This is a genomic window from Actinoplanes sp. 13 (genome assembly GCF_056134165.1).
Map to the genome: position 1 here is coordinate 27,250 of NZ_JBVYOQ010000037.1, position 25,074 is coordinate 52,323.

Here is a 25,074-nt window from a genome sequence, read left to right on the forward strand (position 1 = left end):
CAACGTTCACGGAGAAGTGGAGTGTCGCGTCATGGCAGGCATATTCAGTCGTCTTGGCCGCTTTTCCTATCGCCGGCGGTGGCTGGTCGTCGTGTTGTGGTTGCTCGCTCTCGGCGGGGCGGTGCTGCTCGCCGTCAGGTCGGAGGGCCCGGTCAACACCAGGGCGACGATGCCGGGAATCGAGTCCCAGCAGGCGTTCGACCTGATCGCGGATCGGTTTCCCGGCGCCGCCGCGGACGGTGCGTCGGCGACCATCGTGTTCGTCGCTCCGCGGGGTCAAGCGCTGACGTCCGTGGGGAACGCGAAGGCCGTCGACGTGGCGCTGGCGCTGGTCTCCAGCGGTTCTCAGGTGTCGCGGGTCGTGCCGCCGTCGACCGCAGGGGGCATCAGCGCCGACGGGTCGACCGGGTTCGCGTCGGTGTCGTACTCAGTTCCGTCGTCCGAGGTGACCGACGAGTCGCGCACAGCGCTGGCCGAGTCGGTGAAGCAGGCGCGGGAGGCCGGGCTGACGGCGGAGATGTCCGGGTCGGCGCTCAGGACCGGCACCAGGATGAGTGCCATGGAACTCGCCGGGGTCGCGATCGCCGCGGTCGTGCTCCTGATGACCTTCGGTTCGATGGTGGCGGCGGGTCTGCCGCTGCTCACGGCGGTCATCGGCGTGGCCGTCTCGTTCCTCGGCGTCTGGGCGGTGGCCGGCCCGCTGAAGATGGCGATCACCAGCGGCATGCTGGCGCTGATGCTGGGGCTGGCGGTCGGCATCGACTACGCCATGTTCGTGGTCTCTCGCTACCGGGAGGAGCGCCACGGCGGGGACGAGCCGCACGGCCACGACGATGCCGAGCAGGCCGCCGGTCGCGCTGTGGGGACCGCCGGCTCGGCGGTGGCGTTCGCCGGGACGACCGTGGTGATCGCGCTGGCCGGGCTGTCCGTGGTGGGGATCCCGTCGCTGGCCAAGATGGGCCTGGCCGCCGCGGGCGCGGTGGTGGTGGCCGTCCTGGTGGCGCTGACCCTGGTTCCGGCGCTGCTGGGCTTCGCCCCGAACCGGGTTCTCGCGCGAGCGCAACGCCGTGGCAGTGCCCGCACCCCGGTCCGCCATCCGGCCGCACGCTCCTGGATGCGGCTGGTGGTGCGCCGTCCCCTGGTGATCACGCCGGCCGGTGTCGCGCTGCTGGCCACGATCGCCGTTCCGGCCCTGTCGCTGCAGCTCGGCACGCCCGGGGACGCGTCGCTGGCGACCACCGAGACCCAGCGACGCGCGTACGACCTGCGGGCCGCGGCGTTCGGTCCCGGGTTCAACGGTCCGCTGACGGTGGTGGTCGACGCGCGTGGCGCCGCTGACCCGGCGTCCGCGGTGGAAGATGTGGCCGACAGCATCAGAACGACCAGCGGCGTGGTGTCGGTGTCCGAGGCCACCTTCAACGAGCAGCGCGACACGGCGATCCTCACCGCTGTGCCGTCGACCGGCCCGACCGACGAGCGCACCGAAAACCTGGTGGAAACGCTGCGGACCGCGCGCCCGGGTGTGGAGGCGGCCGCGCAGGTCCGGTACGAGATCACCGGCACCACCGCGCTGGACATCGACATGGCCCGCAAGACGCAGTCGGCCCTCGTCCCGTACGTGGGGCTCGTGATCGGTCTTGCCGTGCTGCTTCTGCTCGTGGTGTTCCGTTCGGTCTGGATCCCGGTCAAGGCGGCGCTCGGCTTCCTGTTGTCCCTGTTCGCCGCGCTCGGCGTGATCGTCGCGGTGTTCCAGTGGGGCTGGGCGGCCGGCGTGCTCGGCATCGAGCGGACCGGGCCGGTCATGAGCCTGATGCCAATTCTGCTGGTCGGCATCGTGTTCGGTCTGGCCATGGACTACGAGGTCTTCCTGGTGTCGCGGATGCGCGAGGCCCACCTGCACGGCCGGCCGGCCCACGACGCGATCGTCACCGGTTTCGAGCAGAGCTCGAAGGTCGTGGTCGCGGCCGCGGTGATCATGATCGCGGTGTTCGGCGGGTTCGCGGCGGCCGACGAACCGCTGATCAAGATGGTCGGCCTCGGGCTCGCCTGCGCGGTCTTCTTCGATGCGTTCGTGGTACGCCTGACGCTCGTGCCCGCCGTCCTGCAGCTGCTCGGCGAGCGGGCCTGGAGGCTGCCCCGATGGCTCGACCGGGTGCTGCCGCACGTCGACGTGGAGGGCGGGGCGCCGAGCGGCCAGCAGCCGGCATCGGAGCCGGCTGACGTAGTGTCGGCCCGGTGAACGTGCTGACCGCGCTGGTCGCGTTCGTCTTCGCGGCCCTCGGGGCCAGCATCAGCACCGAGGGCATCTTCCGGCCGGCCGAGCTGCTTCCGGGTGCGCTGCTGAGCCTGGTCGCGAGCGGGGCCCTGTACGCCTCTGCCCGCTTTCCGCGGGTCGCGATCGTCGTCGCGATCGGCTGCGCGGCCGCGGCCTGCGCGGCCGGTTACCTGCCGACGCCGTTGCTGCTGGCCCCGCTGATCGGCTGCCTGTACCGGCTGGCGGTCGTCGGCAGTTCCCGGGCGGCCGCCTGGTGGACCGGGATCGCGGTGGGCGCGGTGATCCTGGGCGGGGCGGCCGGCGACCCCACCCCGACGGGAGGGTCCCTGCTTCTGCGGACCGTCGGCGTCGCCCTGTGGCTGCTGCCGGCGGTGTTCGCCGGGCGGATGACCCGGGCCCAGCGGGACTACCTGCGGATGGTCCAGGCCCGCGCCGCGGACGCCGAACGGAACCGGGACGACGACGTGCGCCGCCGGCTGAGCGAGGAACGCCTGCGCATCGCGCGTGACCTGCATGATGTGGTCGCGCATCACCTTGCGGTCGCGCACGCGCAGGCCGGGACCGCGGCCCATCTGCTGGCCAAGCGTCCCGAGCAGGTGCCCGAGCTTCTCGCCGGGCTGGGCGGTTCAACGTCGGCCGCTCTGCGCGAGCTCAAGGCGACCGTGGGGCTGCTCCGTGACCCCGGCGACGACTCCTCGGCGGGCACCGCACCGGCGCCCGGCCTCGACCAGCTCCCCGAGCTGATCGAGGCGTGCCGGGCGGCCGGGGTCGACGTCTCCGTGATCAGCGAGGGGACGCCGCGGTGCTTACCGCCGCTGGTCGAGCTGACCGCGTTCCGGATCGTCCAGGAAGCCCTGACCAATGTCACCAAACACGCCGTCCGCCCGATCGTCATGATCTTCCTGACGTACGACGAGGACACCTTCTCCGCCGACGTGGTCAACACCTCGGCCCGGCCCGGCCCGGCCGGCTCAGGGGGTTACGGGCTGATCGGCATGCGGGAACGCGCGCTCGCGGTCGGCGGATCGGTCCGGGCCGGCCCGGCCGGCCATGATCGGTACGCGGTCTGCCTCACCATCCCGCTGGCCCCATGGCAGGAAGACCAGGTGCTCCGATGATCCGGCTCGTTCTCGCCGACGACCAGGCGCTGCTGCGCTCGACGTTCCGCATGCTGATCGACTCCGGTGACGACATGACGGTGGTCGCCGAGGCCGCGAACGGCGAGGAAGCGGTCGCCCTCGCTCAGCGGCACCGGCCCGACCTCGTCCTGATGGACATCCGGATGCCGGTCCTCGACGGGCTGGCCGCAACGCAGCGCATCTGTTCCTCGAACGAACTGGCCGGTACGCGCGTGCTCATCCTGACCACGTTCGAGACCGACGAGCATGTGGCCCGCGCGCTCGTGGCGGGGGCCAGCGGCTTCCTCGGCAAGGACGTCACGCCGAACGGCCTGCTCGCCGGGATCCGGACCGTGGCCGGGGGCGAGGCGCTGCTGTCGCCGTCGGCCACCCGCGCACTGATCAACCGTTTCCTGTCCGGCCCCGGCACCGTCGGCGGGCCGTCCCTGGGATCGCTGGCGAGCCTGACCGACCGGGAGCGCGAGATCACCGCGCTGGCCGCCCACGGCCTGTCGAACCAGGAGATCGCCGCTCGCCTGGTCGTGAGCCCCTTGACGGTCCGGACGCACATCCACCGGGCGATGATGAAGGTGGGGGCCCGCGACCGCGCCCAGCTGGTCGTCCTGGCCTACCAGCAGGGGCTGGTCAAGGCTTGACCGTTTCCCTGACGGCCTGATCCATCCGCGCATCGCGACAGGCGGACGGCCTGGCGGGAACGACCAGGGGTGGCACAGTAGGGGCCGGGCATCCACGGGGGAGAATGCCCGGCCTTCATAGATCAAAGCACACCCCGCCCGGTCCCGCCACACGAGGCCTACCGGCGGGTACCGACGCTGTTCCGCGTCATCCTGCCCGGCCGGCCGCCCCGCTTTACCCGCGGACCGACGGCATGGAGAATCGGCCCCCGCCGATCACGCCGACCGCGGGGGCAGCCATGCCGTTCGATGGATTCATCTCGTACAGTCACGCCGCCGACGGGCGGCTGGCCCCCGCCGTCCAGCGCGGCCTGCACCGCCTGGCGAAGCCCTGGCACCAGCGCCGGGCACTGTGGATCTTCCGCGATCAGACCGGGCTGGCGGTGACGCCGAAGCTGTGGACGTCCATCCAGGAGGCGCTGGACGGCTCCCGGCACTTCGTGCTGCTCGCCTCCCCCGAGGCGGCGCGCTCCCCCTGGGTGAACCGGGAGATCGAGCACTGGCTGGCGACGAAGTCACCGGACAGCATCCTGCCGGTGGTGACCGACGGCGAATGGCGCTGGGACCCGGTCACCCGCGATTTCACCGACGACTCCACGGCGGTGCCCGCCGCGCTGCGCGGCGTGTTCCCCGAGGAACCGCTTTATCTCGACCTGCGCTGGGCGCGCGACGACCTGCACCTGAGCCTGCAGCACATCCGCTTCCGGGACGCGATCGCCCAGCTCGCCGCGCCCATGCACGGGATCAGCAAGGACGAGCTGGAGGGCGAGGACGTCCGGCAGCACCGGCGGGCCCGGCGGCTGCTGACCGTGGCGGCGGCGACGCTTGTGCTGCTCACCTTCGTCGCGTCGCTGACCGGCGTGGTCGCGGTGCGCAACGCCGACCGAGCCACCGCCGCCGCGGTGGAGGCCGGCCTGCAGAAGCAGGAGGCGCTGCAACAGCGCAGCACCGCCGAAGCCGCCACCGAGGAGTCGCACCGGCAGCAGGAGAACGCCCGGGTGCAGGAGGCGAACGCCCGGGTGCAGGAGGACCGGGCGCAGGTCGCGGGGGCCGAGACCCGGCGTCAGGAACAACTCGCCCGGATCCAGCGGGCGCTGGCCGAGGACGCCTCCGCGGAGGCGGACCGGGAACAGCGGAACGCCGAGCGGTACCGGGCCGGCGCGAAACGCGAGCAGGTGAACGCGAAACGGCAGAAGGCGAACGCCGACCGGCAGCGGAAAGCGGCCGAGGACGCCACCGATGAGGCCGCACGGCAGCAGCAAGCGGCCGAGGACGCCACCGAGGAGGCCGCACGGCAGCAGGCCGACGCGGAGCGGCACCTGGCGAACGCCCGGCGCCAGGAGGAGCTGGCGAACCAGGCCGAGGCGCGGGCGAAGGAGCAGCAGCGGCTCGCGGAGTACCACCGTGGGCTGGCCCGCAAGGCCGACGAGGACCGCAAGCGGCAGGAACAGCTCGCCCGGGAGGCGGAGCGGGAGGCCCGCCGGCAACAGGAGGAGGCGGCGCTGCAGCAGCGGATCGTGATCAACCGCCGGCTCGTCGGGCGGGCCCGCTCGATGATCGTGGACGACCCGCAGAAGGCCCTCATGCTGGGCGCGGCCGCCCAGCGCCTGCACGACGACGCGCAGACCCGCGACCAGCTGAGCCACCTCGCCATGGCGACGCATCGCCTGGGCTCGCTCAGCGACGTCACCGACGTCGCGGCCCTCGCCGGCACCGTGATCGCCACCACCGGCGCCGGCGGGACGGTGTCGCTGTGGAACACCGCCGACCCGGCGAAACCGGTCCGGCTCGGGCGGCTGCCGGTCGACGGGACCGCCGACAAGACGCTGGCGGCCGGCTCGGACGGGCGCACGCTCGCCGTCTTCGACGGCAGCCCGCAAGCGGTGCTGTGGGACGTGACGAACCCGGCGTCCCCGGTACGAACCACGCCGCTCTCCGACGGCGCCGGGATCGTGGCCGTGACGATCAGCCCCGACGGGCGCACCGTCGCCACGAGCAACCGGTCCAGGACCACCGTGCTGTGGGACGTCACCGGCACGGCTCCGGCCGCCCTCGCCACGTTCCCCGCGGTCTCCTCGCTCAAGTTCGGCCCGGACGGGCGCACCGCGGTGACCAGCGGCGCCTCGGTCACGGTCTGGAACCTGACCGATCCGGCCCGTCCGGTGAAGGGTGCCACGCTCAAGCCGTCGTTCGGTGACCTGCCCGCCGACGCCGTCGTCGAGGCCAACCCGAAGCTGCCGATCGTGGCTGTCGGCGCCACCGGCGGCTACAACGTGTGGCTGTGGGACCTCACGAATCCGGCCAAGCCTGTCGCCTCGCAGCTCGCGGGTTCCAACGACGGCATGCTCAGCGCGGTGGAGTTCAGCCCGGACGGGCGCACGCTGGCCCTCGGCGACGTGGAGGGCACGACAGTGCTGTGGGCCGTCGACGACGACACGTGGCAGACGCTGTCGACGAGGATCGCCACCGTGGCCGCCGCCGGCGGGCCCGTCCGGTCGATGACCTTCAGCCCGGACGGGCGCACGCTGATCACCGCGGGCGACCGCCGGACCGCGACGCTGTGGAGCGTCAAGGGCCGGTTCGCCCGGGACGCGATCGCCACGCTCCCCGGCCCCTTCCCCGGGAAGGTCGTGGGACTGGCGTTCGGGGCGGACAGCCGCTCGCTGATCGCCGCCGGCCAGGAGGGCTCCGCCGTGCCGTGGGACCTGACCGACCGGGCCGCCCCGGTCCGGCGTGACCTGCTGCCGCTGCACAGCGGCGCCGTCGAGACCGTCGCCCTCAGCCGGGACGGGCGCACGCTGGCCGTCGCCGGCGCCGACAAGGCGGTGACGCTGCTCGACATGACCCGCCCGTCCGGGCCCGAACCGCTGGCCACCATCAAGGAGGACGGCGCCGTCGTCCAGGCGGTCACGTTCAGCGCGGACGGTCGCACGCTGGTCATCGGCCGCCGCGACGGCAAGGTGACGTTGTGGGACGTGGCGGACCGGCGGCAGCCCGCCCTGGTCGCCGGGCTACCGGCCCAGAACTCCGTCACGGCCGTCGCGCTGGCCCCGGACGGGCGCACCCTGGCCGTCGGCTCGGGGTTCACCCTGTCGCTGTGGGACCTGACCGACCGGTCCGCCCCGGCCCGGCTCGCCTCCGCCGCCCTCACCGACTCCATCGGCTCCGCCCTCACGTTCAGCCCGGACGGGCGCACCCTGGCGGCCGGCACCGACAACTACGCCACTGTGATCCTCTGGGACGTCGCCGACCCGGCACAGCCGATGCGGACGGCCACCGTCACCGGCCACACCAACCCGCTGCGCTTCGTGGCGTTCAGCCCGGACGGGCGCACCCTGGCGACCGCCAGCCGGGACAACGCCATGATGCTGTGGGACATCGCCGACCCCGCCGCGCCGGTCCGGTTCGCCACCCTCAAGACCCCGGAGCTGGAGAGCTTCATCGTGGCGTTCAGCCCGGACGGGCGCACGCTGGCCGCCGGTGGCACCTACGGCGGCGCCACCAGCAACGTCACGCTCTGGGACGCCACGGTGCCCGCGGACCTCGCGGCCGACCCGGCCCGGCACGCCTGCGCCATCGCCGGCCGCGGGCTCGACGCCGGCGAGTGGGCCCGGTACATCCCCGAACTCCCGCACCGGGCCACCTGCTGAACGAAACCGGGCCCCTACCTGCCCCCCACGCGAGGCGCGGAAGCCTTATCGTCAGGCGAGCCGTCGTACGGAGGTGGATGTGCGGTTCGGTGTCACCGGTCACCGGATGCTCCCACCAGGCATCGCCGACCGCGCGATGGGCCATTGGCGCCGGGTGCTGCCCACCGGCCCCGACCTGCTCGGGGTGTCCAGCCTCGCCGACGGCGCCGACCAGCTGTTCGCCGCCCACGTGCTGGCCGCCGGCGGCACCCTCGAGGCGGTGCTGCCGTCGGCCGGTTACGCCGACTCGCTGACCGCTGACGGCAGCCGGGCCCGGTTCTGCGACCTCGTGCGCGCCGCCGCCACGGTGATCACGATGCCGTTTCCGGAGCCCTGCGACCAGGGCTTCCTCGCCGCCGGGCAGGCAATGGTGGACCGTTGCGACCACCTGTTCGCGCTCTGGGACGGCCTGCCGGCGCGCGGGCTCGGCGGCACCGCTGACGTCGTCGCGTACGCCCGGGACCGCGGCCGCCCCGTCACCGTGCTCTGGATCGACGGCGTGCACCGAGCCTGAACCCGTGTGTGAAGTTCGGGTGCCATTCGCACCCGAACTTCACACACGCTGTCGCTCTGGCCGCACATCACGGAGTCAGCGGCCGGAGCCGGCCGGGACGACGTCGACGACCGGGGCCGCGGGCACCTCCAGATCGGCGAAGATGCGCCGGGCGTGGTCGCGGTGCGGCCCGGCACCGTCGGCGTCGCCGCTGTCCCGCAACGCCGCGGCGATGCCGTCGTGCGCCCGCGCCCGCTCGTACCGGTCGCCGATCTCCTCGGCCAGGGCCAGCGCCTGGCCGTGCTGGGCCCGCGCGTCGGCCGCGTCCCCGGCGGCGCGCAGCACCTGACCGAGATCGTTCAGCGCTTCCGCCTCGCTGGCGCGATCCCCGATCCGGCGGTGCAGGATCAACGCGCGGCGCAGGTGATCGGCGGCCGCGCCGAGGCGGCCCCGGCGGGCGTCGATCGCGGCGAGATCGGTCCGGACGTACGCCTCCGCGGTCCGGTCACCGGCGCGCCGCACGGCGTCCAGGCTCTGCTCCAGGTGGCCCGCCGCGCGGTCCAGTGGCGCGGGACGGTGCGGCAGCCGGGCGAGCAGGGACAGCACGTACGCCTCGCTGAACCGGTCGCCGAGCGTGGCGTACAGGTCGAGCGCAGCCTCGAACCGCTGTGCCGCCTGCGTCCCGTCGCCGAGCCGCGCGTCGACCAGCCCGAGCCGGACCAGCGCGTCGGCCTCGCCGGCGGCGTCACCGAGGTCCCGGTACAACGTCCAGGCCCGCCGATAGTGGTCCGCGGCCTGCCGGTAGTCGCCCAGCCGCCAGTCGACACTGCCCAGGTTGCGCAGCACCTGGGCCTCGGCGGCACGTTCACCGAGGCCCGCGTACAGGGCCAGCGCCTGCCGGTAGGTCGCCACCGCCTCCTGCGGGCGGCCCTGCCGGCGGTGCAGCCGGCCCAGGTTGGACAACGCCCGCGCCTGCGCGTCGCGGTCGCCGACGGCGCGGGCCGCGGACACCGCCGACGCGGTGACGGTGGCCGCCTCGGCGACCGGCCCACCCGCGTCGAGATAGCGGAACAGGGTCTCGGCGAGCGCGATGGTGTGCTTGTACCACCCGTGCGCCGCGCCCTGCGTGCAGACCGCGGCGAGGGTAGGCCGTTCCGCCTCGATCCACGCCCGCGCCGCGTCCTCGTCGCCGGCCGGCCGAATCCCGGCCTCGTGGGCCCCGGCCGGGTACAGCGTGGCCATCGCCGTGCTGGCCCCGGCGAGATAGTGGTCGAACAGGCGGGTGAGGGCGGCCCGCCGGTCCGGTTCGGCGTCGTGCCGGGCGGCGAGCTCGGCGGCGTACGCGCGCAGCAGGTCGTGCATGCCGTACCGGCCGCCCCGGCCGGCCTGGACCAGGCTGGCCCGGGACAGCACACCGAGCAGCCGGCGCGCCTCGACGGCGCCGGTGCCGGTCAGTGCGGCCACGGCGTCGACGTGCGTGGTCTCCCCCGGGTGCAGCCCGAGCAGCCGGAACACCCGGGCCGCGTCGGCGGGCAGGTTCTGATATGACCAGGAGAAGACCGCCCGGACCTCGGCGCGCGGGTCGCCGCCCGCGTCCAGCAGGTCGAGCCGGTGATGGTCGCCGAGTTCGGCCACCAGGTCGGCCAGCGGCACGTCGGCCCGGTCCGCGGCCAGCTCGGCGGCGATCCGCAATGCCAGCGGCAGCCGGGCGCACGCGGCGGCCAGCTCCGCGGCGGCGGCGGGCTCCCGGTCCACCCGGGCGCCGATCAGCTTGCGCAGCAGCCCGACCGCGTCCGGCAGCGGGAGCAGGTCGAGGTTGACCCGCTCGGCGCCGTGCACCGCCACCATGCCGGGCAGCGAGTCGCGGCTGGTGATCAGCACGAGGCAGGACCCGGTGCCGGGCAGCAGCGGGCGGACCTGGTCCACCGAGGACGCGTTGTCCAGCAGCACCAGCATCCGCCGGCCGGTCAGCTCGGACCTGTACCGGCCGGCGCGCTCGTCGGTGCCCGGCGGGATCTCCGCCCCGCGCACCCCGAGCGCGGTGAGGAACCCGGCCAGCGCGTCCGCGACGGCGACCGGTTGTTCGGCGTCGTAGCCGCGCAGGTTCACATAGAGCTGCCCGTCGGGGAAGACGTCCCGGACACGGTGCGCCCATCGCACGGCCAGCGCGGACTTGCCGACCCCGGCCGTGCCGGACAGCAGCGCGACGGTCAGTGGCGGCTCGTCCCCGTCGGCCGGCTCCACCAGGCGGTCCAGCGCGGCGAGTTCCCCGGTCCGCCCGGTGAACGCCCGCACGTCGGCCGGCAGCTGGGTGGGTGCGGTCGCCGCCGTGGTGACCGGCGGGACACCGGCCGGCACGGGTTCGCCCGGCGCCCGGGCCTCGTCCGGCGGCCCGGCCAGCGCGGGGTCGGCGGCGAGGATCTGCTCGTGCAACCGGCGCAGCGCGGCACCCGGGTCGCTGCCCAGCTCGTCGGCGAGACTGCGGCGGATCCGCCGGTACTGCTCGTCCGCGTCGGCCTGGCGACCGCACCGGTACAGCGCGAGCATCAGCTGCCCGGCCAGCCGCTCGTCCAGCGGATGCTCGGCGACGGCGGCGGACAGCGCCGGCAGCAGCTCGCCGTGGCGGCCCAGTCGCAGCAGCACGTCGTTGCCGTCCAGTTCGGCGGCGAACCGCTCGCCGAGCAGCGTGCGCCGCATCGCGTCCAGCCACGGGGTGTCCAGGCCTGCGAACGGCTCGCCGCGCCACAGACCGAGCGCCTGCTCGATCAGACCGGCGGCCGACCGGTCCGGCTCCCCCGCCCGCGCCAGAGTCATCAGCTTGCGGAACCGGTGCAGATCCACCGCCTGCGGGTCCACCGTCAACAGGTAGCCGCCGGCTGCCCGCCGGATCTCCACGCCGGGTGCGCCTGAGACGGCACGCCGCAGCCGGGACAGGTAGCTGTAGAGCGCGCCCGCGGCCCGTTGCGGCGCACGCTCGCCCCAGACCCGGTCGATGAGCTGGTCCACCGTGACCGGCCGGCCGGCCTCCACGAGCAGCACGCCCAGCACGCACCGCTGCCGGGCGTGTCCCAACTCGACGGACAGCCCGTCGATCCGAGCCTCCACCACACCCAGCACACCGAATTCGGCCGCCAACTGACCTCCGCACGCTCATATCCCGACCAGGGGATTCAAGAAATCCACAAGGACCGCTACGAGTCTCGCATGCTTCGTACAAGGTCCGCCGACGAGTATTGACCTCGTTGCAGGGGACAGGTCGTTCTCGCCCGGTTACGCAAGCGTGTACGGGGGAATCGGGGACGCCGGAGTAATACCAGCAGGCGACGGACGACCTGCCCCGCGACACAGTCCTTGGACGCCGCCATCTCCCCATCGTTAACTGGTCGTGACGCCCAGCAACGACGGAGATCGATATGAACGACCCGCAGACCTTCCGGATCGCCGCCATACCCGCCGACGGTGTCGGCATCGAAGTGGTCGAAGCCGGCCGCACCGTGCTCGACGCCCTCGCCACCGCCTCGCCCGGCCGGTTCCGCTTCGCCTGGCAGGAGTTCGACTGGGGCAGCGACTATCACGCGAAACACGGCCGGATGATGCCCGAGGACGGCCTCGACCAGCTCAAGCCGTTCGACGCGGTCTATTTCGGCGCCGTCGGCTGGCCCAGCGTGCCGGACCATGTCAGCCTGTGGGGCCTGCGGCTCACGATCTGCCAGAACTTCGACCAATGGGCCAACGTACGACCGGTGGAGTTCCTGCCCGGCATTCAGAGCCCGCTGCGCAAGGCCGACGACACCGACCTCGACTGGGTCGTCGTCCGGGAGAACTCCGAGGGCGAGTACGCCGGGCTCGGCGGCCGCAACCTCGGCGCCCGCCCCGGTCCGGGCGAGGTGGCCGTGCAGTCGGCACTGTTCACCGAATACGGCTGCGAGCGGATCATGCGCTTCGCGTTCGAGCTCGCGCGTAGCCGTACCCGCAAGAAGGTCTCCAGCGTGACCAAGAGCAACGCGCAACAGTTCGGCATGGTCCTCTGGGACGAGGTGTTCGGCCGCGTCGCGGCCGACTATCCGGACGTCGAGACCGAGAGTGTGCTGGTCGACGCGATGGCCGCCAAGTTCGTCCTGAAGCCGGAAGATCTGTCCGTGGTGGTCGCCTCGAACCTGAACGCGGACATCCTCTCCGACCTCGGCAGCGCCCTGGCCGGCAGCCTGGGCCTGGCCGCCAGCGCCAACCTCAACCCGGAACGCCGCTTCCCGTCGATGTTCGAACCGGTGCACGGGTCCGCGCCCGACATCGCCGGACAGGGCATCTGCAACCCGGTCGGTGCGATCGGCAGCGCCGCCCTGATGCTCGACCACTTCGCCCTGCACGACGAGGCCGCGGCGCTCCGGCGCGCCATCCGGGCCACCACCGGCAGCGGGGTGCGCACCCGGGACGTCGGCGGCGCCGCCACCACCCGCGAGGTCACCGCAGCGATCATCGCCAACCTCGCGGGCTGACGCGGCACAGTTTCGCGAGGCGGCGGTAGAAGGTGTGCGGCGCGCTCAGCCGCACAGCCGGCATCGACCTGATCCGGCCCGGCAGCCCCATCGGCCGGCGGCGCCGGAACGCTTCGAGGGTGGCCGCGCCGGCTCTGCACGCCTGGCCGGCGGCCGGCTGAGGTCGCGGACCGGCGGCACCGCGCGTACATTGACTCTGGTCAATCGAACGTGGAGGTGCCCCCCATGCGCCGAACCCTCGCTGTCAGCGCCACCGTCGCCGCGCTCTCCCTGGGCGCCGCCCTGGTCGCGGCCGGCCCGTCCGCCGCGCTGGAGCCCGACCTGGCCAACCCGCAGGTGGTCGCCACCGGCCTGACCGTCCCCTGGGGGCTGGGCTTCCTGCCGGACGGCAGCGCCCTGGTCGCCGAACGCAACAGCGCCCGCGTGCTCCGGGTGCGCCCCGGCAGCGCGCCGACTGCCGTCACCACCATCCCCGGCGTGACCGCCACCGGCGAGGCCGGTCTGCTCGGTCTCGCGGTCTCACCCACGTTCGCCCAGGACAACCTGGTGTATGTGTACTTCACCACGGCCACCGACAACCGGATCACCCGGTTCCGGCTGGACGCCCCGCAGACGCAGCAGGTCGTCCTCAGCGGGCTGGCCCGGGCGAGCATCCACGACGGCGGGCGGATCGCGTTCGGCCCCGACGGCATGCTCTACGCCGCCGTCGGCGACGCGGCCGTGACGGCGAACGCCCAGAACCAGCAGAGCCTGAACGGCAAGATCCTGCGGATGCGCCCGGACGGCGGCGTGCCCGCCACCGGCAACCCGTTCCCCGGCTCACTGGTCTACAGCCTCGGCCACCGCAACCCGCAGGGCCTGGCCTGGGACGCGCAGGGCCGGCTGTACGCCTCCGAGTTCGGCCAGAACACCTGGGACGAGGTGAACCAGATCGTCGCCGGCGGCAACTACGGCTGGCCGACCGTCGAGGGCCGCAGCACCGACACCCGCTTCCGCAACCCGATCGTGGTGTGGAGCACCGCCGAGGCGTCGCCCAGCGGCGCCACCATCGACGGCCGGACGATGTACGTGGCTGCCCTGCGCGGCCAGCGCCTCTGGTCGGTGCCGCTGGACGGCGCCGGCGGCGCGGGCACGCCGGTCGCGCTCCTGCAGGGGAGGTACGGGCGTCTCCGCACGGTCGAGCGGGCACCGGACGGCGCACTGTGGGTGACCACCAGCAACCGCGACGGGCGGGGCACCCCGGCCGCCGACGACGACCGGATCCTGCGCTTCCCGCCGCTCGGCAGTTCCCCCACCGCTTCGCCCGCCTCTCCCAGCGCCTCCCCGACCACTTCCTCGCCGGCAACGACCGGCTGCTCGGTGCGCTGGGAGGTCAACCAGTGGAGCAGCGGCTTCACCGCGAACGTCGGCGTGACCAACCTCGGCTCCGCCCGCACCTCGTGGGCGGTCACCTTCACCTTCCCCGGCAACCAGCAGGTCACCGGCGGTTGGAACGCCACGGTCAGCCAGTCGGGCAGCGCGGTGACCGCGCGCAACGCCGGCTGGAACGGCGGGCTGGCGGCGGGCGCGACGGTGACGTTCGGGGTCCAGGCGACCTACAGCGGCGCCAACGCCCGGCCCGCCGACTTCCGCCTGGACGGCACGGCCTGCACCGTGACCGGCTGACCGCCGCGATGGGCGATATGCCCCGGCATGTCGCCCAGCACGTGTCGCGAAACGGCCGGTCATAAACACCTCTGGGGTGGGACAGGCGGCTGACGATGCGGCTGTACCGGGCACGGTCGCGTACTGTCGGACCGGCCCGGTGGCTTTCGTCCACCCGGGTGACGCCTTCAGCGCGCCCGGTCAGACGTACTCGGTACGCGCCGGCGCGCCTCCCAGAATCGGAGCATTGCTTGCCGCCGCTGACCGGATCCGTGCTCGCCCCTTTCGTCGCGCCCCGCGACTACGTCGGCTACGACGGCCTGCGTCTCGTCCGGCTGCCGTTCCTGCCGGAGATCCGCATGCACCTCGCTGACGACGCCATCGTGATGGGCGCCCGGCTGGAGGCGCAGATGGGGCCGGGCCAGAATCCGTTCTGGACGAACGCGTGGGCCGGCGGCCAGGCAGTGGCACGTTACGTGCTCGATCACCCGCGGCTCGTCGCCGGCCGGCGCGTCCTCGACGTCGCCTCCGGCTGCGGCGTGGTCGCGATCGCGGCGGCCCGGGCCGGCGCCGCCGTGACGATCGCGAACGACATCGACCCGGTGGCGCTGGCGGCCGTCGAGCTGAACTCCGCCGTGAACGACGTCGAGGTGCGGACCGCCGAGGGCGACCTGCTCGACGGCGACGGTGGCGACGCCGACGTGATCCTGATCGGCGACGGGCTCTACGACCCGGCGCTGGCCGCCCGCATGCTGGGCTTCCTGCGGCGCGCCGCGGCCCGCGACGCGCGGATCCTGGTCGGCGACCCGGGCCGCGGTCATCTGCCCGACCGATGGCTGACGGTGCTGACCCGGTACCGGGTGCGCGGTCTCGGCGCGGCCGAAGATTCCGAGCTCACCGAGGTGTCGGTGCTCGGGACCACTCCCGGGCCCGATCGTGCTAGCGTTTCGGCGTTGTAGTTCCACTTTCTTCAGACAATTTCCACCGCCACGGAAAACGGATCTTCCGAGGCGATGTGCAGGGCGATCTCGCATAAGTTGGCAAGGGGAAATCATGGCCACCGGCACCGTCAAATGGTTCAACGGCGAAAAGGGATTCGGCTTCATCACCCAGGATGACGGCGGTCCCGACGTGTTCGCGCACTTCTCCGCCATCGCCTCCTCCGGTTACCGCAGTCTCGACGAGAACCAGCGGGTCGAGTTCGAGGTCACCCAGGGCGCCAAGGGTCTGCAGGCGCAGAACATCCGGCCGCTCTGACAGATCGTCTCCGGACGCCGCTGCCGGTGGACATCGACGCCGGTCCCATGGTCGGCTGTACGGCGTGCCACACATCCCGCTTCCGCCGCTGCCCGGCATCGCCGGTCTGCTCGCCGCGCACCCGGACACCGCAGGCGCCCTGAACAACCTCGCTGAGGCGCTGCTGCGCGGGCCTTCCCCGCTCAAGCCCGCCGAACGCGAGACCATCGCCGCGTACGTGTCGAGTCGCAACGACTGCGCGTTCTGCGCGCGGTCGCACGCGGCCGTCGCCCGCCGGCTCACCGGCGAGTTCGACGAGGTCCTGGCCGGCGACCCGGAGGCCGCCGGCCCGAAGATGCGGGCGCTGCTGGTGATCGCCGACCGGGTGCGCGCCGGCGGTCACGAGGTCAGCGCGGACGACGTCGCCGCGGCCCGTGCGGCCGGCGCCGACGACCGCACCATCCATGACACGGTGCTGATCGCGGCCGCGTTCTGCATGTTCAACCGTTACGTCGACGGGCTGGCCACGATCACCCCCGACGACCCTGCGGCGTACGACGAACGCGCCGCCCACCTGGCCGAACACGGGTACCTGCAGCGCGCGGCATCCTGACGCGGATCGCTCACACCTCGCCGGTGCCGCGCCCCCGGTCGTCGAGGACCAGCGCGGCCCGGCCGGCCACCGTGTACTTGATGTGCGTGACCTGAGGTGTGCCGACCACCCTGGTGGGCGTGAGTTCGAGCCCCTCCTTGTCGGCCAGGCCGAGGCCGTCGTCGAGCAGCCGCATGCCGGAACCCAGCACGACCGGGACGATGTGCAGCTCCAGCTCGTCCAGCAGGCCGTCCCGCAACGCCTGGCGCACCAGGGTGCCGCCACCGGACACCGCCACGTTCTTGCCGTTCGCCGCGGCACGGGCCTGCTCGACAGCCGCGGCGAGCCCGTCGGTGACGAACGTGAACGTCGTGCCGCCCTGCCGGTGCAGAGGTTCCCGCGGCCGGGTCGTCACCACGAACACCGGCGCCCGGAACGGCGGCTCGTCGCCCCACGGAATGTCGCCGCCTTCGAACATGCGCCGGCCCATCACGTACGCCCCGGCCTGCTCGAAGGTCTCCGCGATGATGCCCGCGTTGGTGTCGTGCTCGCCACCGGCGAAGCCCTGCCGTTCGCGCCAGGCCGCCCCGTCGATGACCCAGCGGGTGATCCGGAAGAAGCCGGCGGCCTCCGCCGAGTCGATCCACTTCCCGTCGCCGTCGAAGCGCGGGCCGGCGTAGTGGCCGTCCAGTGACACGGACATCTGCGAGGTGACTCTGGTCATGACTTGTCAGCTCCATCGGTGCGGGCGCCCCTGGTGGGCGCCGCTCGTGGAGTGATCGGAGCCGCCGACCGGATTTCTACCGCCGGGCCGGAATCAATTCTTGGCGGTCGCGCAGCGGGCGGCCCGGTCCAGCAGCAAACGTCGCTCGGGCATGCTGCCGGCCAGCCGGGCGGCTTCGGTGTACGCGGCGGCCGCCTCCGCCGACCGTCCGGCCCGGTCCAGCAGGTGTGCGCGGACGGCCGACAGCCGCCGGTTGCCGGCCAGGATCCCGGTCTCGAGGTTCGCGAGCAGCTCCAGTCCCGCGGCGGGGCCGGCCACCATGCCGAGCGCGACTGCCCGGTTCAGGGTGGTGACGGGATTCGGCGCCAGGCGCTCCAGGATCTCGTACAGCTTCAAGATCTGCGGCCAGTCGGTCGCCTCGGCCGACGGCGCCTCGTCGTGCAGCGCGGCGATGGCGGCCTGCACCTGATAGGGCCCGAGCGGCCGGGACGCCATCGTCCGGGTGATCAGCTCGGTGCCCTCGGCGACGGCCGCGCCGTCCCAGAGCCGCCGGTCCTGCTCGGCCAACGGCACGAGCACCCCGTCCGGTCCGGTGCGGGCCGCGGCCCGGGCGTCGGTGAGCAGCATCAACGCCAGCAGCCCGGCGGTCTCCCCCGAATCGGGTAGCCGCGCCCGCAACTGGCGGGTCAGGGCGACGGCCTGCCGGGTCAGTTCGGGGCGCTGCAGTCGCTCGCCGCCGCTGGCGCTGTAACCCTCGTTGAACATCAGGTACAGCACGTGCAGCACGACCCGCAGGCGCGGGCCGGCCACCTCCTCCGGCGGCAGCGTGAACCGGGCGCCGGCGGCCCGCAGCGTGTTCTTGGCCCGGGAGATCCGCTGCCCCATGGTCTTCTCCGGGACGAGGAACGCGGCCGCGATCTCACCGGTGGTCAGCCCGCCGACCGCCCGCAGGGTCAGCGCCAGCTGCGCCGGGGTGGTCAGTGCCGGATGGCAGCAGAGGAAGAGCAGTTCCAGCAGGTCGTCCCGGACCGGCTCGCCGGCGTCCGGCGGCGGTTCGACGAGCGCGTCCCGGGGCAGGGCCGCCACGACGGCGGCCTCCCGCCGGGTCCGGGCGCTGTCGGCCCGCACCTGGTCCACATATCGGCGGGTGGCCACCGTGCTGAGCCAGCCGAGCGGGTGCTCCGGGACGCCACCGCCGGGCCAGGCCTCCGCGGCGGCGATCAGCGCCTCCTGGACGGCGTCCTCGCACCGGGCGAAGTCGCCGTACCGCCGGACGAGCGGGCCGAGCACCTGCGGCGCGAGCCGGCGCAGAAGCTCGGCGACCTGCTCGTCAGCCCGCAAGTGGCGCCCCGCCGGGCCGCATCACGGGCCACATCTCGACACCGCCGCCGTACGAGATGCCGGGGTAGGCCCGGGCGATCTCCAGCGCGCGCTCCTCGCTCGCCACGTCGACCATGAAGTACGAGCCGACGAACTCCTTGGCCTCGAGGTACGGGCCGTCCGTGACGACCACCTCGCCGTCCACCCGGCGCAGGCTGCGGGGCTCGGACTCCAGTCCCTCGGCGCCGACGAACTCGCCGGAGTCCCGCAACGCCTGGTTGAAGGCGTCCACCTCACCGATCAGTTTCGCCAGGTCGCCCGGGGCCAGGCTGGTCCAGGTGTCCTCGTTGCCGTAAATCAACATCAGGTATTTCATCCCGGAACTCCTTTTCCGCCACCATCTCACACGGCTCAGCGCCGGCCGGGACGGCTCAGGCCCCGTCGAGCAGCGCCCGGGCCACCGCCCGGCCGGAGAGCCAGGCGGTCTGTACCCGGGGCCGGCCGAAGGCGTCGCCGCACAACCAGACCCGGCCGTCGACGGCATAGGCGGCGTCGCCCGGCTCGGGCTGGGCGTACGTCCAGCGGTGCACCCGGACCTCGGGCTGCGCCATCAGCCCGAACAACTCCCCGACAGCCGCGGCCAGGACCGGTCCGGCAGCCTCCGGGTCGGCCAGGTTCCGGGCCGCCAGCTCGGCGGTCGAATGGGCCACCAGGACCGGGGCGCCGTCGCCCCGGCGGTCGCCGTCGTCGCAGACGGTCGCGAGCAGGGGATGGTCGTTGACGAACGCGCCGTGCAGCTCGCCCCACTCCCGGTACGGATAGGTGAGGACGGCGGCGATCACCGGCTGCCACACCTGCCCGCTCGCGGCCGCGGCGATGCCCGGCGGTGGGTCCAGCCGGAGCGCCTGCGGGCCGGGCATGGCGAGCACGACCGCGTCCGCGTCGTCGGGCACCGTGTCGACCGGGCTCGACAGGCGTACGTCCAGCCCGTCGGCGAGGTCCGCGGCCAGCGATCGCAGGCCGCCCGGCGCCGCCCAGCGCATCGGCCCGGTCGTCTGCCCGGCGCCGGGCAGCACCCGCAGGGTGTCGGTCCACGGCCGGGCCAGCCCGCGCGACTCCCAGCCGGCGGCCAGCGCGGCGAAGTCCGGGTCGTCGGCGACGAAATAGGCGGCGCCGATGTCCGCGTACCGGCCGTCGTAGCGCTTGCTGGCCAGCCGGCCGCCGACCACCCGGCCACGCTCGACGACACGCACCCGGGCGCCGCCGTCCGTCAGCGCGCGTGCGCACGACAGCCCGGCGATCCCGGCACCCACCACGACGACATCCATGATCGAGACCTTACCGACGATCCGGGCGCGAGGCGCGGAGGCGATGGCCGGACATTGACAGACATGGATGAGTTTGGGAGTCTGTGGCGGGGCAGACGCCGGAGCCGGCGGCACAGCACGAAACGCCGCGCGTCATTCCGACTTCATCGCAGGAATGCTGGAGGCGCCATGCTCACCCCTACCCGTCTGCTCACCGTGGCAGTGACCGCTGTTCTGCTGCTGGTGACCGCACCGGCCGGCGCGGCGAACGCGCACGGCTCGACGATCGACCCCGCGTCGCGCAACTACGGCTGCTGGAAGCGCTGGGGCAACGACTTCCAGAACCCCGCCATGGCCACCGCCGACCCGATGTGCTGGCAGGCCTGGCAGGCCGACACCACCGCGATGTGGAACTGGAACGGCCTCTACCGGGAGAACGTCCAGGGCAACCACCAGGCGGCCGTCCCCAACGGCACGCTGTGCAGCGCCGGCAACACCGGCGGAACGCGGTACTCGGCGCTGGACACCCCCGGCAACTGGGTCGCGACCCGCATCCCGAACGCCTCGGCGTTCACGGTCGTGGCGCACGACCAGGCGCGGCACGGCGCGAAGTACTTCCGCGTCTACGTCAGCCGGCAGGGCTTCAACCCGCTGACCCAGCGGCTGGCCTGGAGCGACCTGACCCTGGTCAAGGACACCGGGCCGATCGGGCCGGGCGTCGGGGAGACCACCAACGACCCGGTCCTCGGCGGAGTCTCGGTCAAGATCCCGGTGAGCGCGCCGGGACGCACCGGCCGGCACATCGTCTACACCGTCTGGGAGGCGGGCCACGCCGACCAGGTCTATTACTGGTGCGCCGACGTCAACTTCGGCTGAACCACGCTGCCGGACGGCTCGCTGCCGTCCGGCACGCGCCGGTCACCGCGGTGCTCTACGACCCTCGACGTCGCGCGCGGCCGCCCGCAACGTCGCCGCGAACGCCAGCCGGCCCGGCACCGACAGCAGCGGCCCGGCATATCGGGTGATCGCGTGCGGGATCATGGTCACGTCCTCGGACCAGGACACCCGGCACCGGCCGCCCGGCAGCGGCGTCACCGAGAACCATGCCCGGCCGCGCAGAACCCGGCCGAGTTTGACCACCTCGCACCGCCCGGCCCGGTCCCCGGGCGCGTCACCCGCCGGCGGCTCCCAGCCGACCACCCGCATCGGATCGTCGAACCCGAACGGGCCGGCCTGGGTCCGGCCGACGAACTCCGCGCCCACCCCGTCCGCCCGCTCCGTCAGGACCCGCACCACCGTCAGCGGCACCCAGTCACCGTGCCGGGGCCAGTCGACGAGCGTGTCCCACACGGCGGTGGCCGGCGCGGAGAACTCCTGAACAACGGTGAAACGGGCCATCGGGCGGCTCCCGGTCGGAACGAGACGAGCGTCTGCCCGCACCAGCAACAATATGCCGCGGTCCGGCGCCTCAGGGCGTGTAGACCTCGGCCACCGCGGTGACGACACCGTCGGTGGTGGTCACCTCGGCCAGTCCCCCCTCCCCCAGCCGTTCGGCGAGCCGGTCCGCGGCGATCCGGCAGGTGCCGACGGTCACCGGATCGCCGGCGCACCGCCCCGGATCATCGAACGTGCCGGTCAGCTTGGGTGCGGCGGCGACCGGCAGGGTCACGGCCATCCGGCTGTCCTCGGTCACCCAGGCCCGCTCGCACGGACTGTCCGGCGAAGGCTTCACCTCGAACGTCTCGCAGTACTCCTCACCGGTCATGAACAGCACCGGCTCCACCACGATCGACCGGGACTTCGGGTAGTAGCCCCGGACATTGACGACCGACCTGGTGCTGCCCCGCCGTACGTCGGTGAACGAGGGCACCGGCCCGGCAGCGGACGGGGCGACGTCCCCGAGCGGTCTGATCTCGGCCCGGGCGACGACCGCGCTGACCTGCACCTCGTCGTTGCGCGCGGCGTCAGCCGGACCGACGCCGAAGGCCACCCGGCCGGCCGCCAGACTCGGATCGGTCAGCTTCGCGTCGAGCACGGCAGCGCCGTCGACCGCGACCGACGCGACCTCGTCGCGAACGGTCAACGCCACGGTGCGGCGCACGCCGGGGGCAAACAGATCCGAATCCACCGAGCCGAGCGTGCTGGTCCGGACGGCGCCCTCATGCCGGATCCGCACGATCCGCGGGCAGAGGTCCAGCCAGTACGAGCTGTCGCCGGCCGACCGGAACTTGATCTCGGCGCAGGAATGGACGGTTCCGACCGTGACGTCGGCGGAGATCGACTGGTCGCCGGCGAAGGTCTCGGTGGTGCCCGGGCACACCATCACCCAGCTGGACGTGGTCATGACCAGGCCGTCCTTGAACGTGCAGCGCCCGCCACCCGCATCGGTGGCGGCCTTCCACTGCCCTCGCCGATCGAGGGCGTCCACCACCCACGGGCCGCGCACCGCCCCCGGCACCGGCAAAGTCGCCGGCGCCACCGTGACCGGGGCCGAGCTGCTCCCGACGGCCTCCACCTCGCCGCCGCCCAGGTTCCGGCTGTACAGGCCGGCGGCAGCCATCAGCAGCGTGGCGACGGCGGTGACCGCGATGGTCGTACGCCTGCGGCGGCGCCGGCCGGGCGACTGCCCGACCGGCAGACCGAGCCGCTTCCCGGCACCGGAGACGTGCCGGCCGGACAGCTGCGCCGCCTCCGCGACCTGCCGCAGCCGCGGATCCAGGGCCGGCGCTCGGATCGGCGACCGCGGGTCGGTGTTCTGCGCCAGCAGCAGATTGAGCAACTCGTGCGCGGTGGGCCGGTCCTCCGGGTCCTTCGCCAGGGCGAGCGCCACCAGGTCGGCCAGCGGCCCGGTCAGACCGGTCAGATCCGGCGGCTGGGTCAGGATCCGGGCGGCGGTCGCCACCGGCGAGTCGGCCCGGAAAGGGGTACGACCGGTGCCCGCGTACGCGATGACCGCCCCCCAGGCGAACACGTCGGCGGCCGGGGTGATGTCCCGGTGGATGCCGTCGAACCGCTCCGGCGCCATGTACGCGACCGTCCCCACCATCTGATCGGGATGCGTGTGCTGGCTGGTCACCTCCAGCGCCCGGGCGATCCCGAAGTCGATGACCTTCGGCGAGCCCAGGGCGAACAGCACGTTGCGCGGCTTCAGGTCGCGGTGGATCACCCCGGCCCCGTGGATCGCGGTCAGCGCGGTGGCCACCCCCACCGCGACCCCGTGCAGGCGGCTGTCCGCCAGCGGCCCCTCCCGCGCGACCACCTCGTCCAGGCTCGGGCCGTCCACGTACTCCACCACCAGGTACGGCGTCCGGTGCTCCGGGTCGGCGTCGAGCACCGCGGCGGTGCAGAACGGCGGCACCTGCCGGGCCCGCTTGACCTCGCTGCGGAAGCGCCCCCGGAACTCCTCCTCGTGGGCGTACTCCGGCTTGATGATTTTGATCGCGACCAGCGGGCCGTCGTCGCGCCGGCCGAGGAAGACCGACCCCATGCCGCCCTCACCCAGCCGGGCCAGCAGCTCGTAGCCGCCCAGCGTGTGCGGATCGCCGGGACGCAGCGGGCTCTTCATCGGTCAACCCATCGAAGTCCGGGGACAAGGACGGGCATACAGTACGCAGCCTGACCACGCACGGCCCAGGCGGACCTCCGGCTCAGCGCTCGATCAGCCGCATCTGCTCGTCGGTGTGGTGGCCGCCCTCGGCCACCGGCAGCGCGGTCAGGGTGTCGATCTGCGCGGGCGTGAGCGTCACCGCGTCCGCGGCGACGTTCTCCTGCACCCGGCTCACCCGCTTGGTGCCGGGGATCGGCACGACGTCGTCGCCCTGCGACAGCAGCCAGGCCAGCGCCACCTGTCCCGCGGTCGCGCCCACCTGGTCGGCGACCGCCTGCACCTGGTCGGCGATGCGCAGGTTGCGCCGGAAGTTCTCGCCGGTGAAACGCGGGTGGTTCTTCCGGAAGTCGCTGTCGTCCAGCTTCTCCACATCGGCCGGCGAGCGCAGCGCACCGGTCAGGAAGCCGCGGCCGAGCGGCGAGTACGCCACCAGGCCGATGCCCAGCTCACGCAGCACCGGCAGCAGCTGCTCCTGATCGCGGGTCCACAGCGAATATTCCGACTGCACGGCGGTAACCGGGTGCACCGCGTGGGCGCGCCGGATGGTGTCGGTCCAGGCCTCCGACAACCCGATGAAACGAACCTTGCCTTCTTGTACGAGCTCCGCGAGCACGCCCATGGTCTCCTCGATCGGCGTGCCGGGGTCGACGCGGTGCTGGTAGTACAGGTCGATGTGGTCGGTGCCGAGGCGCTGCAGCGAGCCGTCGACCGCGGCGCGGACACTCGCCGGGCTGCTGTCCGGGGCGCCCTGCCCCCGGCCGGTGTGCGAGATCAGGCCGAACTTGGTGGCCAGCACGACCTGGTCACGGCGACCCTTCAGGGCGCGGCCGATCAGCTCCTCATTGGTGTACGGCCCGTAGACCTCGGCGGTGTCGATGAGCGTCACGCCGAGATCGAGGGCCCGATGGACGGTGCGGATCGACTCGGCGTCGTCGCTGCCGGCGCCGCTGTAACCGTGCGACATCCCCATCGCACCCAGACCGATCCGGGCGACCTCGAGCTGACCGAGCTTCGTGGTGCGCATCGTTTCTCCTCCGTGCCGTTGCATCTCGTGAATGACGTGCCCCGCCCGGGTCGAATCATGTCCCGGGGCCCAGCCGGGAAGAAGGCACCGGCCTGAGGGGTACCGGCAGGGACCCCCTGCCCGCAATCACCGCTTCGACGTCCTCGCCACGAACACCCCGGGCAGAGCCCTCTACGCGCCCATGTTCGCGGCCGGTCCGGCGCAGCAGGTCAACACGATGCGGGCTTCGGCACCCGGCCATCGGCGACCTCGAACTGGATTACGAGGCGCTCACGTCGGCGGGCGACGGGGATGTCACGGTGGTCGCCTACTCCGCCGCGCCGGGCACCTCCTCCGGCGACGGTCTGCAGCTGCTCGCCACCTGGGCGGCGACGCAGCAGGGGGCTGACGTGGGACCAAGTGTGGGAGGGTGAGACATGCCGTTGAGCGATCACCCCCTGAGGACGTCCGTCGCCGTCTCCGACATTCAGCGGGCGATCGCGTTCTACGAGGGCAGGCTCGGTCTTCGGCCACTGCAGTCCGGCCCCAGCGCCCACATCCGGGACGGCAGCCGGGTCTACGGCTCCGGCGGCGGCCCGGCGCTCAACGTCTATCAGTCGGAGACCGCCGGGAGGACCCCGGCGACCCTGGCCACGTGGTACGTCGACGATCTCGACCGGATCGTCGACGAGCTGACCTCGGCGGGCGTCGAGATCGTGCGCTACGAGCAGTACGTGCACGACGCCCGGGGCATCACTCCTCGTGCCGGCGGCGGGCGCATCGCCTGGATCCAGGACCCGGACGGCAACACGTTCGCGCTGGAGGCCGACGTCTAGCTCGGCAGCGTGTCCCTCGACGGCCCGTAACCGCTGCCG

Annotated in this window: 21 protein-coding genes and 1 pseudogene; 14 read left to right on the plus strand and 8 right to left on the minus strand. The window is 73.1% G+C overall.

Going from position 1 to position 25,074, the window contains the following annotated elements; genetic code table 11:
• Positions 1–91 precede the first annotated feature (91 nt).
• From AC0NH5_RS38790 to AC0NH5_RS38810, 5 genes are all read left to right on the plus strand, one after another.
• A complete protein-coding gene (locus AC0NH5_RS38790) occupies positions 92–2,239 on the plus strand; it encodes an MMPL family transporter (RefSeq protein WP_474412664.1) in 2,148 nt (715 codons plus the stop codon).
• Positions 2,236–3,393 carry a sensor histidine kinase gene (locus AC0NH5_RS38795; protein WP_474412666.1) on the plus strand — a complete coding sequence of 386 codons (1,158 nt, stop codon included), beginning with the start codon at positions 2,236–2,238 and terminating at the stop codon, positions 3,391–3,393. The genes AC0NH5_RS38790 and AC0NH5_RS38795 overlap by 4 nt, the downstream gene beginning before the upstream one ends.
• Positions 3,390–4,049: a response regulator transcription factor gene (locus tag AC0NH5_RS38800; RefSeq protein ID WP_474412667.1), complete on the plus strand. Its 660-nt coding sequence runs from the start codon at positions 3,390–3,392 to the stop codon at positions 4,047–4,049. Before AC0NH5_RS38795 ends, AC0NH5_RS38800 begins: the two co-directional genes overlap by 4 nt.
• Positions 4,050–4,327: 278 nt before the next feature.
• The gene (locus AC0NH5_RS38805; protein ID WP_474412669.1) at positions 4,328–7,738 is read left to right on the plus strand and encodes a TIR domain-containing protein; all 3,411 of its coding nucleotides are present in this window, start codon (positions 4,328–4,330) and stop codon (positions 7,736–7,738) included.
• A 79-nt stretch (positions 7,739–7,817) separates the two neighbouring features.
• Positions 7,818–8,291: a hypothetical protein gene (locus tag AC0NH5_RS38810; RefSeq protein WP_474412671.1), complete on the plus strand. Its 474-nt coding sequence runs from the start codon at positions 7,818–7,820 to the stop codon at positions 8,289–8,291.
• Between the two features lie 75 nt (positions 8,292–8,366).
• Here AC0NH5_RS38810 and AC0NH5_RS38815 read toward each other — a convergent pair whose 3' ends face one another.
• Positions 8,367–11,405: an AfsR/SARP family transcriptional regulator gene (locus AC0NH5_RS38815; protein ID WP_474412673.1), complete on the minus strand. Its 3,039-nt coding sequence runs from the start codon at positions 11,403–11,405 to the stop codon at positions 8,367–8,369.
• Positions 11,406–11,683: 278 nt separating this feature from the next.
• Between AC0NH5_RS38815 and AC0NH5_RS38820 the strand changes: the two genes are divergently transcribed.
• The 6 genes and pseudogenes from AC0NH5_RS38820 to AC0NH5_RS38845 all read left to right on the plus strand — a co-directional run bounded on the left by AC0NH5_RS38820 (position 11,684) and on the right by AC0NH5_RS38845 (position 16,259).
• Positions 11,684–12,766, plus strand: coding sequence for a tartrate dehydrogenase (locus tag AC0NH5_RS38820; protein ID WP_474412675.1), 1,083 nt, complete (start codon positions 11,684–11,686; stop codon positions 12,764–12,766).
• Between the two features lie 225 nt (positions 12,767–12,991).
• Positions 12,992–14,035, plus strand: a pseudogene (locus AC0NH5_RS38825) (PQQ-dependent sugar dehydrogenase); the annotation flags it as partial.
• Positions 14,036–14,125: 90 nt separating this feature from the next.
• Complete coding sequence (locus tag AC0NH5_RS38830) at positions 14,126–14,431, plus strand: cellulose binding domain-containing protein (protein ID WP_474412739.1); 306 nt, start codon at positions 14,126–14,128, stop codon at positions 14,429–14,431.
• Positions 14,432–14,769: 338 nt separating this feature from the next.
• Positions 14,770–15,369 carry a class I SAM-dependent methyltransferase gene (locus tag AC0NH5_RS38835; protein WP_474412741.1) on the plus strand — a complete coding sequence of 200 codons (600 nt, stop codon included), beginning with the start codon at positions 14,770–14,772 and terminating at the stop codon, positions 15,367–15,369.
• A 94-nt stretch (positions 15,370–15,463) separates the two neighbouring features.
• On the plus strand, positions 15,464–15,667 hold the full coding sequence (locus AC0NH5_RS38840) for a cold-shock protein (protein ID WP_474412677.1): 204 nt from the start codon (positions 15,464–15,466) through the stop codon (positions 15,665–15,667).
• Between the two features lie 64 nt (positions 15,668–15,731).
• The gene (locus tag AC0NH5_RS38845; protein ID WP_474412679.1) at positions 15,732–16,259 is read left to right on the plus strand and encodes a carboxymuconolactone decarboxylase family protein; all 528 of its coding nucleotides are present in this window, start codon (positions 15,732–15,734) and stop codon (positions 16,257–16,259) included.
• A 10-nt stretch (positions 16,260–16,269) separates the two neighbouring features.
• Here AC0NH5_RS38845 and AC0NH5_RS38850 read toward each other — a convergent pair whose 3' ends face one another.
• The 4 genes from AC0NH5_RS38850 to AC0NH5_RS38865 all read right to left on the minus strand — a co-directional run bounded on the left by AC0NH5_RS38850 (position 16,270) and on the right by AC0NH5_RS38865 (position 19,610).
• A complete protein-coding gene (locus tag AC0NH5_RS38850) occupies positions 16,270–16,962 on the minus strand; it encodes a dihydrofolate reductase family protein (RefSeq protein ID WP_474412681.1) in 693 nt (230 codons plus the stop codon).
• A 93-nt stretch (positions 16,963–17,055) separates the two neighbouring features.
• Complete coding sequence (locus AC0NH5_RS38855) at positions 17,056–18,303, minus strand: RNA polymerase sigma factor (RefSeq protein WP_474412683.1); 1,248 nt, start codon at positions 18,301–18,303, stop codon at positions 17,056–17,058.
• Positions 18,293–18,658 (minus strand): YciI family protein, encoded by a 366-nt coding sequence (locus AC0NH5_RS38860; RefSeq protein WP_474412685.1) that lies wholly within the window; start codon positions 18,656–18,658, stop codon positions 18,293–18,295. Before AC0NH5_RS38860 ends, AC0NH5_RS38855 begins: the two co-directional genes overlap by 11 nt.
• A 55-nt stretch (positions 18,659–18,713) precedes the next feature.
• Positions 18,714–19,610: an NAD(P)/FAD-dependent oxidoreductase gene (locus tag AC0NH5_RS38865; protein WP_474412687.1), complete on the minus strand. Its 897-nt coding sequence runs from the start codon at positions 19,608–19,610 to the stop codon at positions 18,714–18,716.
• Between the two features lie 168 nt (positions 19,611–19,778).
• On the opposite strand from AC0NH5_RS38865, the gene AC0NH5_RS38870 reads away from it, so the two are divergent.
• Positions 19,779–20,465, plus strand: coding sequence for a lytic polysaccharide monooxygenase auxiliary activity family 9 protein (locus AC0NH5_RS38870; protein WP_474412689.1), 687 nt, complete (start codon positions 19,779–19,781; stop codon positions 20,463–20,465).
• Positions 20,466–20,507: 42 nt separating this feature from the next.
• On the opposite strand, the gene AC0NH5_RS38875 is transcribed toward AC0NH5_RS38870, so the two are convergent.
• The 3 genes from AC0NH5_RS38875 to AC0NH5_RS38885 all read right to left on the minus strand — a co-directional run bounded on the left by AC0NH5_RS38875 (position 20,508) and on the right by AC0NH5_RS38885 (position 24,220).
• Entirely contained in the window at positions 20,508–20,987 is a 480-nt protein-coding gene (locus AC0NH5_RS38875; protein ID WP_474412691.1) for an SRPBCC family protein, read from the minus strand.
• Between the two features lie 70 nt (positions 20,988–21,057).
• The gene (locus AC0NH5_RS38880) at positions 21,058–23,154 is read right to left on the minus strand and encodes a serine/threonine protein kinase (protein WP_474412693.1); all 2,097 of its coding nucleotides are present in this window, start codon (positions 23,152–23,154) and stop codon (positions 21,058–21,060) included.
• An 82-nt stretch (positions 23,155–23,236) separates the two neighbouring features.
• On the minus strand, positions 23,237–24,220 hold the full coding sequence (locus AC0NH5_RS38885; RefSeq protein ID WP_474412695.1) for an aldo/keto reductase: 984 nt from the start codon (positions 24,218–24,220) through the stop codon (positions 23,237–23,239).
• Positions 24,221–24,345: 125 nt separating this feature from the next.
• On the opposite strand from AC0NH5_RS38885, the gene AC0NH5_RS38890 reads away from it, so the two are divergent.
• Together AC0NH5_RS38890 and AC0NH5_RS38895 are read left to right on the plus strand one after the other, a co-directional pair.
• On the plus strand, positions 24,346–24,633 hold the full coding sequence (locus AC0NH5_RS38890; RefSeq protein ID WP_474412743.1) for an MmyB family transcriptional regulator: 288 nt from the start codon (positions 24,346–24,348) through the stop codon (positions 24,631–24,633).
• Positions 24,634–24,636: 3 nt separating this feature from the next.
• Positions 24,637–25,035 (plus strand): VOC family protein, encoded by a 399-nt coding sequence (locus AC0NH5_RS38895; RefSeq protein ID WP_474412696.1) that lies wholly within the window; start codon positions 24,637–24,639, stop codon positions 25,033–25,035.
• The last annotated feature ends 39 nt before the right edge of the window (positions 25,036–25,074 follow it).

Bases quoted from the DNA above. Each gene is read 5' to 3' on its own strand.
- AC0NH5_RS38800 (WP_474412667.1), top strand. From the start codon at position 3,390: ATGATCCGGCTCGTTCTCGCCGACGACCAGGCGCTGCTGCGCTCGACG.
- AC0NH5_RS38805 (WP_474412669.1), top strand. From the start codon at position 4,328: ATGCCGTTCGATGGATTCATCTCGTACAGTCACGCCGCCGACGGGCGG.
- AC0NH5_RS38820 (WP_474412675.1), top strand. From the start codon at position 11,684: ATGAACGACCCGCAGACCTTCCGGATCGCCGCCATACCCGCCGACGGT.
- AC0NH5_RS38835 (WP_474412741.1), top strand. From the start codon at position 14,770: ATGCACCTCGCTGACGACGCCATCGTGATGGGCGCCCGGCTGGAGGCG.
- AC0NH5_RS38840 (WP_474412677.1), top strand. From the start codon at position 15,464: ATGGCCACCGGCACCGTCAAATGGTTCAACGGCGAAAAGGGATTCGGC.
- AC0NH5_RS38850 (WP_474412681.1), bottom strand. From the start codon at position 16,962: ATGACCAGAGTCACCTCGCAGATGTCCGTGTCACTGGACGGCCACTAC.
- AC0NH5_RS38860 (WP_474412685.1), bottom strand. From the start codon at position 18,658: ATGAAATACCTGATGTTGATTTACGGCAACGAGGACACCTGGACCAGC.
- AC0NH5_RS38865 (WP_474412687.1), bottom strand. From the start codon at position 19,610: ATGGATGTCGTCGTGGTGGGTGCCGGGATCGCCGGGCTGTCGTGCGCA.
- AC0NH5_RS38870 (WP_474412689.1), top strand. From the start codon at position 19,779: ATGCTCACCCCTACCCGTCTGCTCACCGTGGCAGTGACCGCTGTTCTG.
- AC0NH5_RS38875 (WP_474412691.1), bottom strand. From the start codon at position 20,987: ATGGCCCGTTTCACCGTTGTTCAGGAGTTCTCCGCGCCGGCCACCGCC.
- AC0NH5_RS38880 (WP_474412693.1), bottom strand. From the start codon at position 23,154: ATGAAGAGCCCGCTGCGTCCCGGCGATCCGCACACGCTGGGCGGCTAC.
- AC0NH5_RS38885 (WP_474412695.1), bottom strand. From the start codon at position 24,220: ATGCGCACCACGAAGCTCGGTCAGCTCGAGGTCGCCCGGATCGGTCTG.
- AC0NH5_RS38895 (WP_474412696.1), top strand. From the start codon at position 24,637: ATGCCGTTGAGCGATCACCCCCTGAGGACGTCCGTCGCCGTCTCCGAC.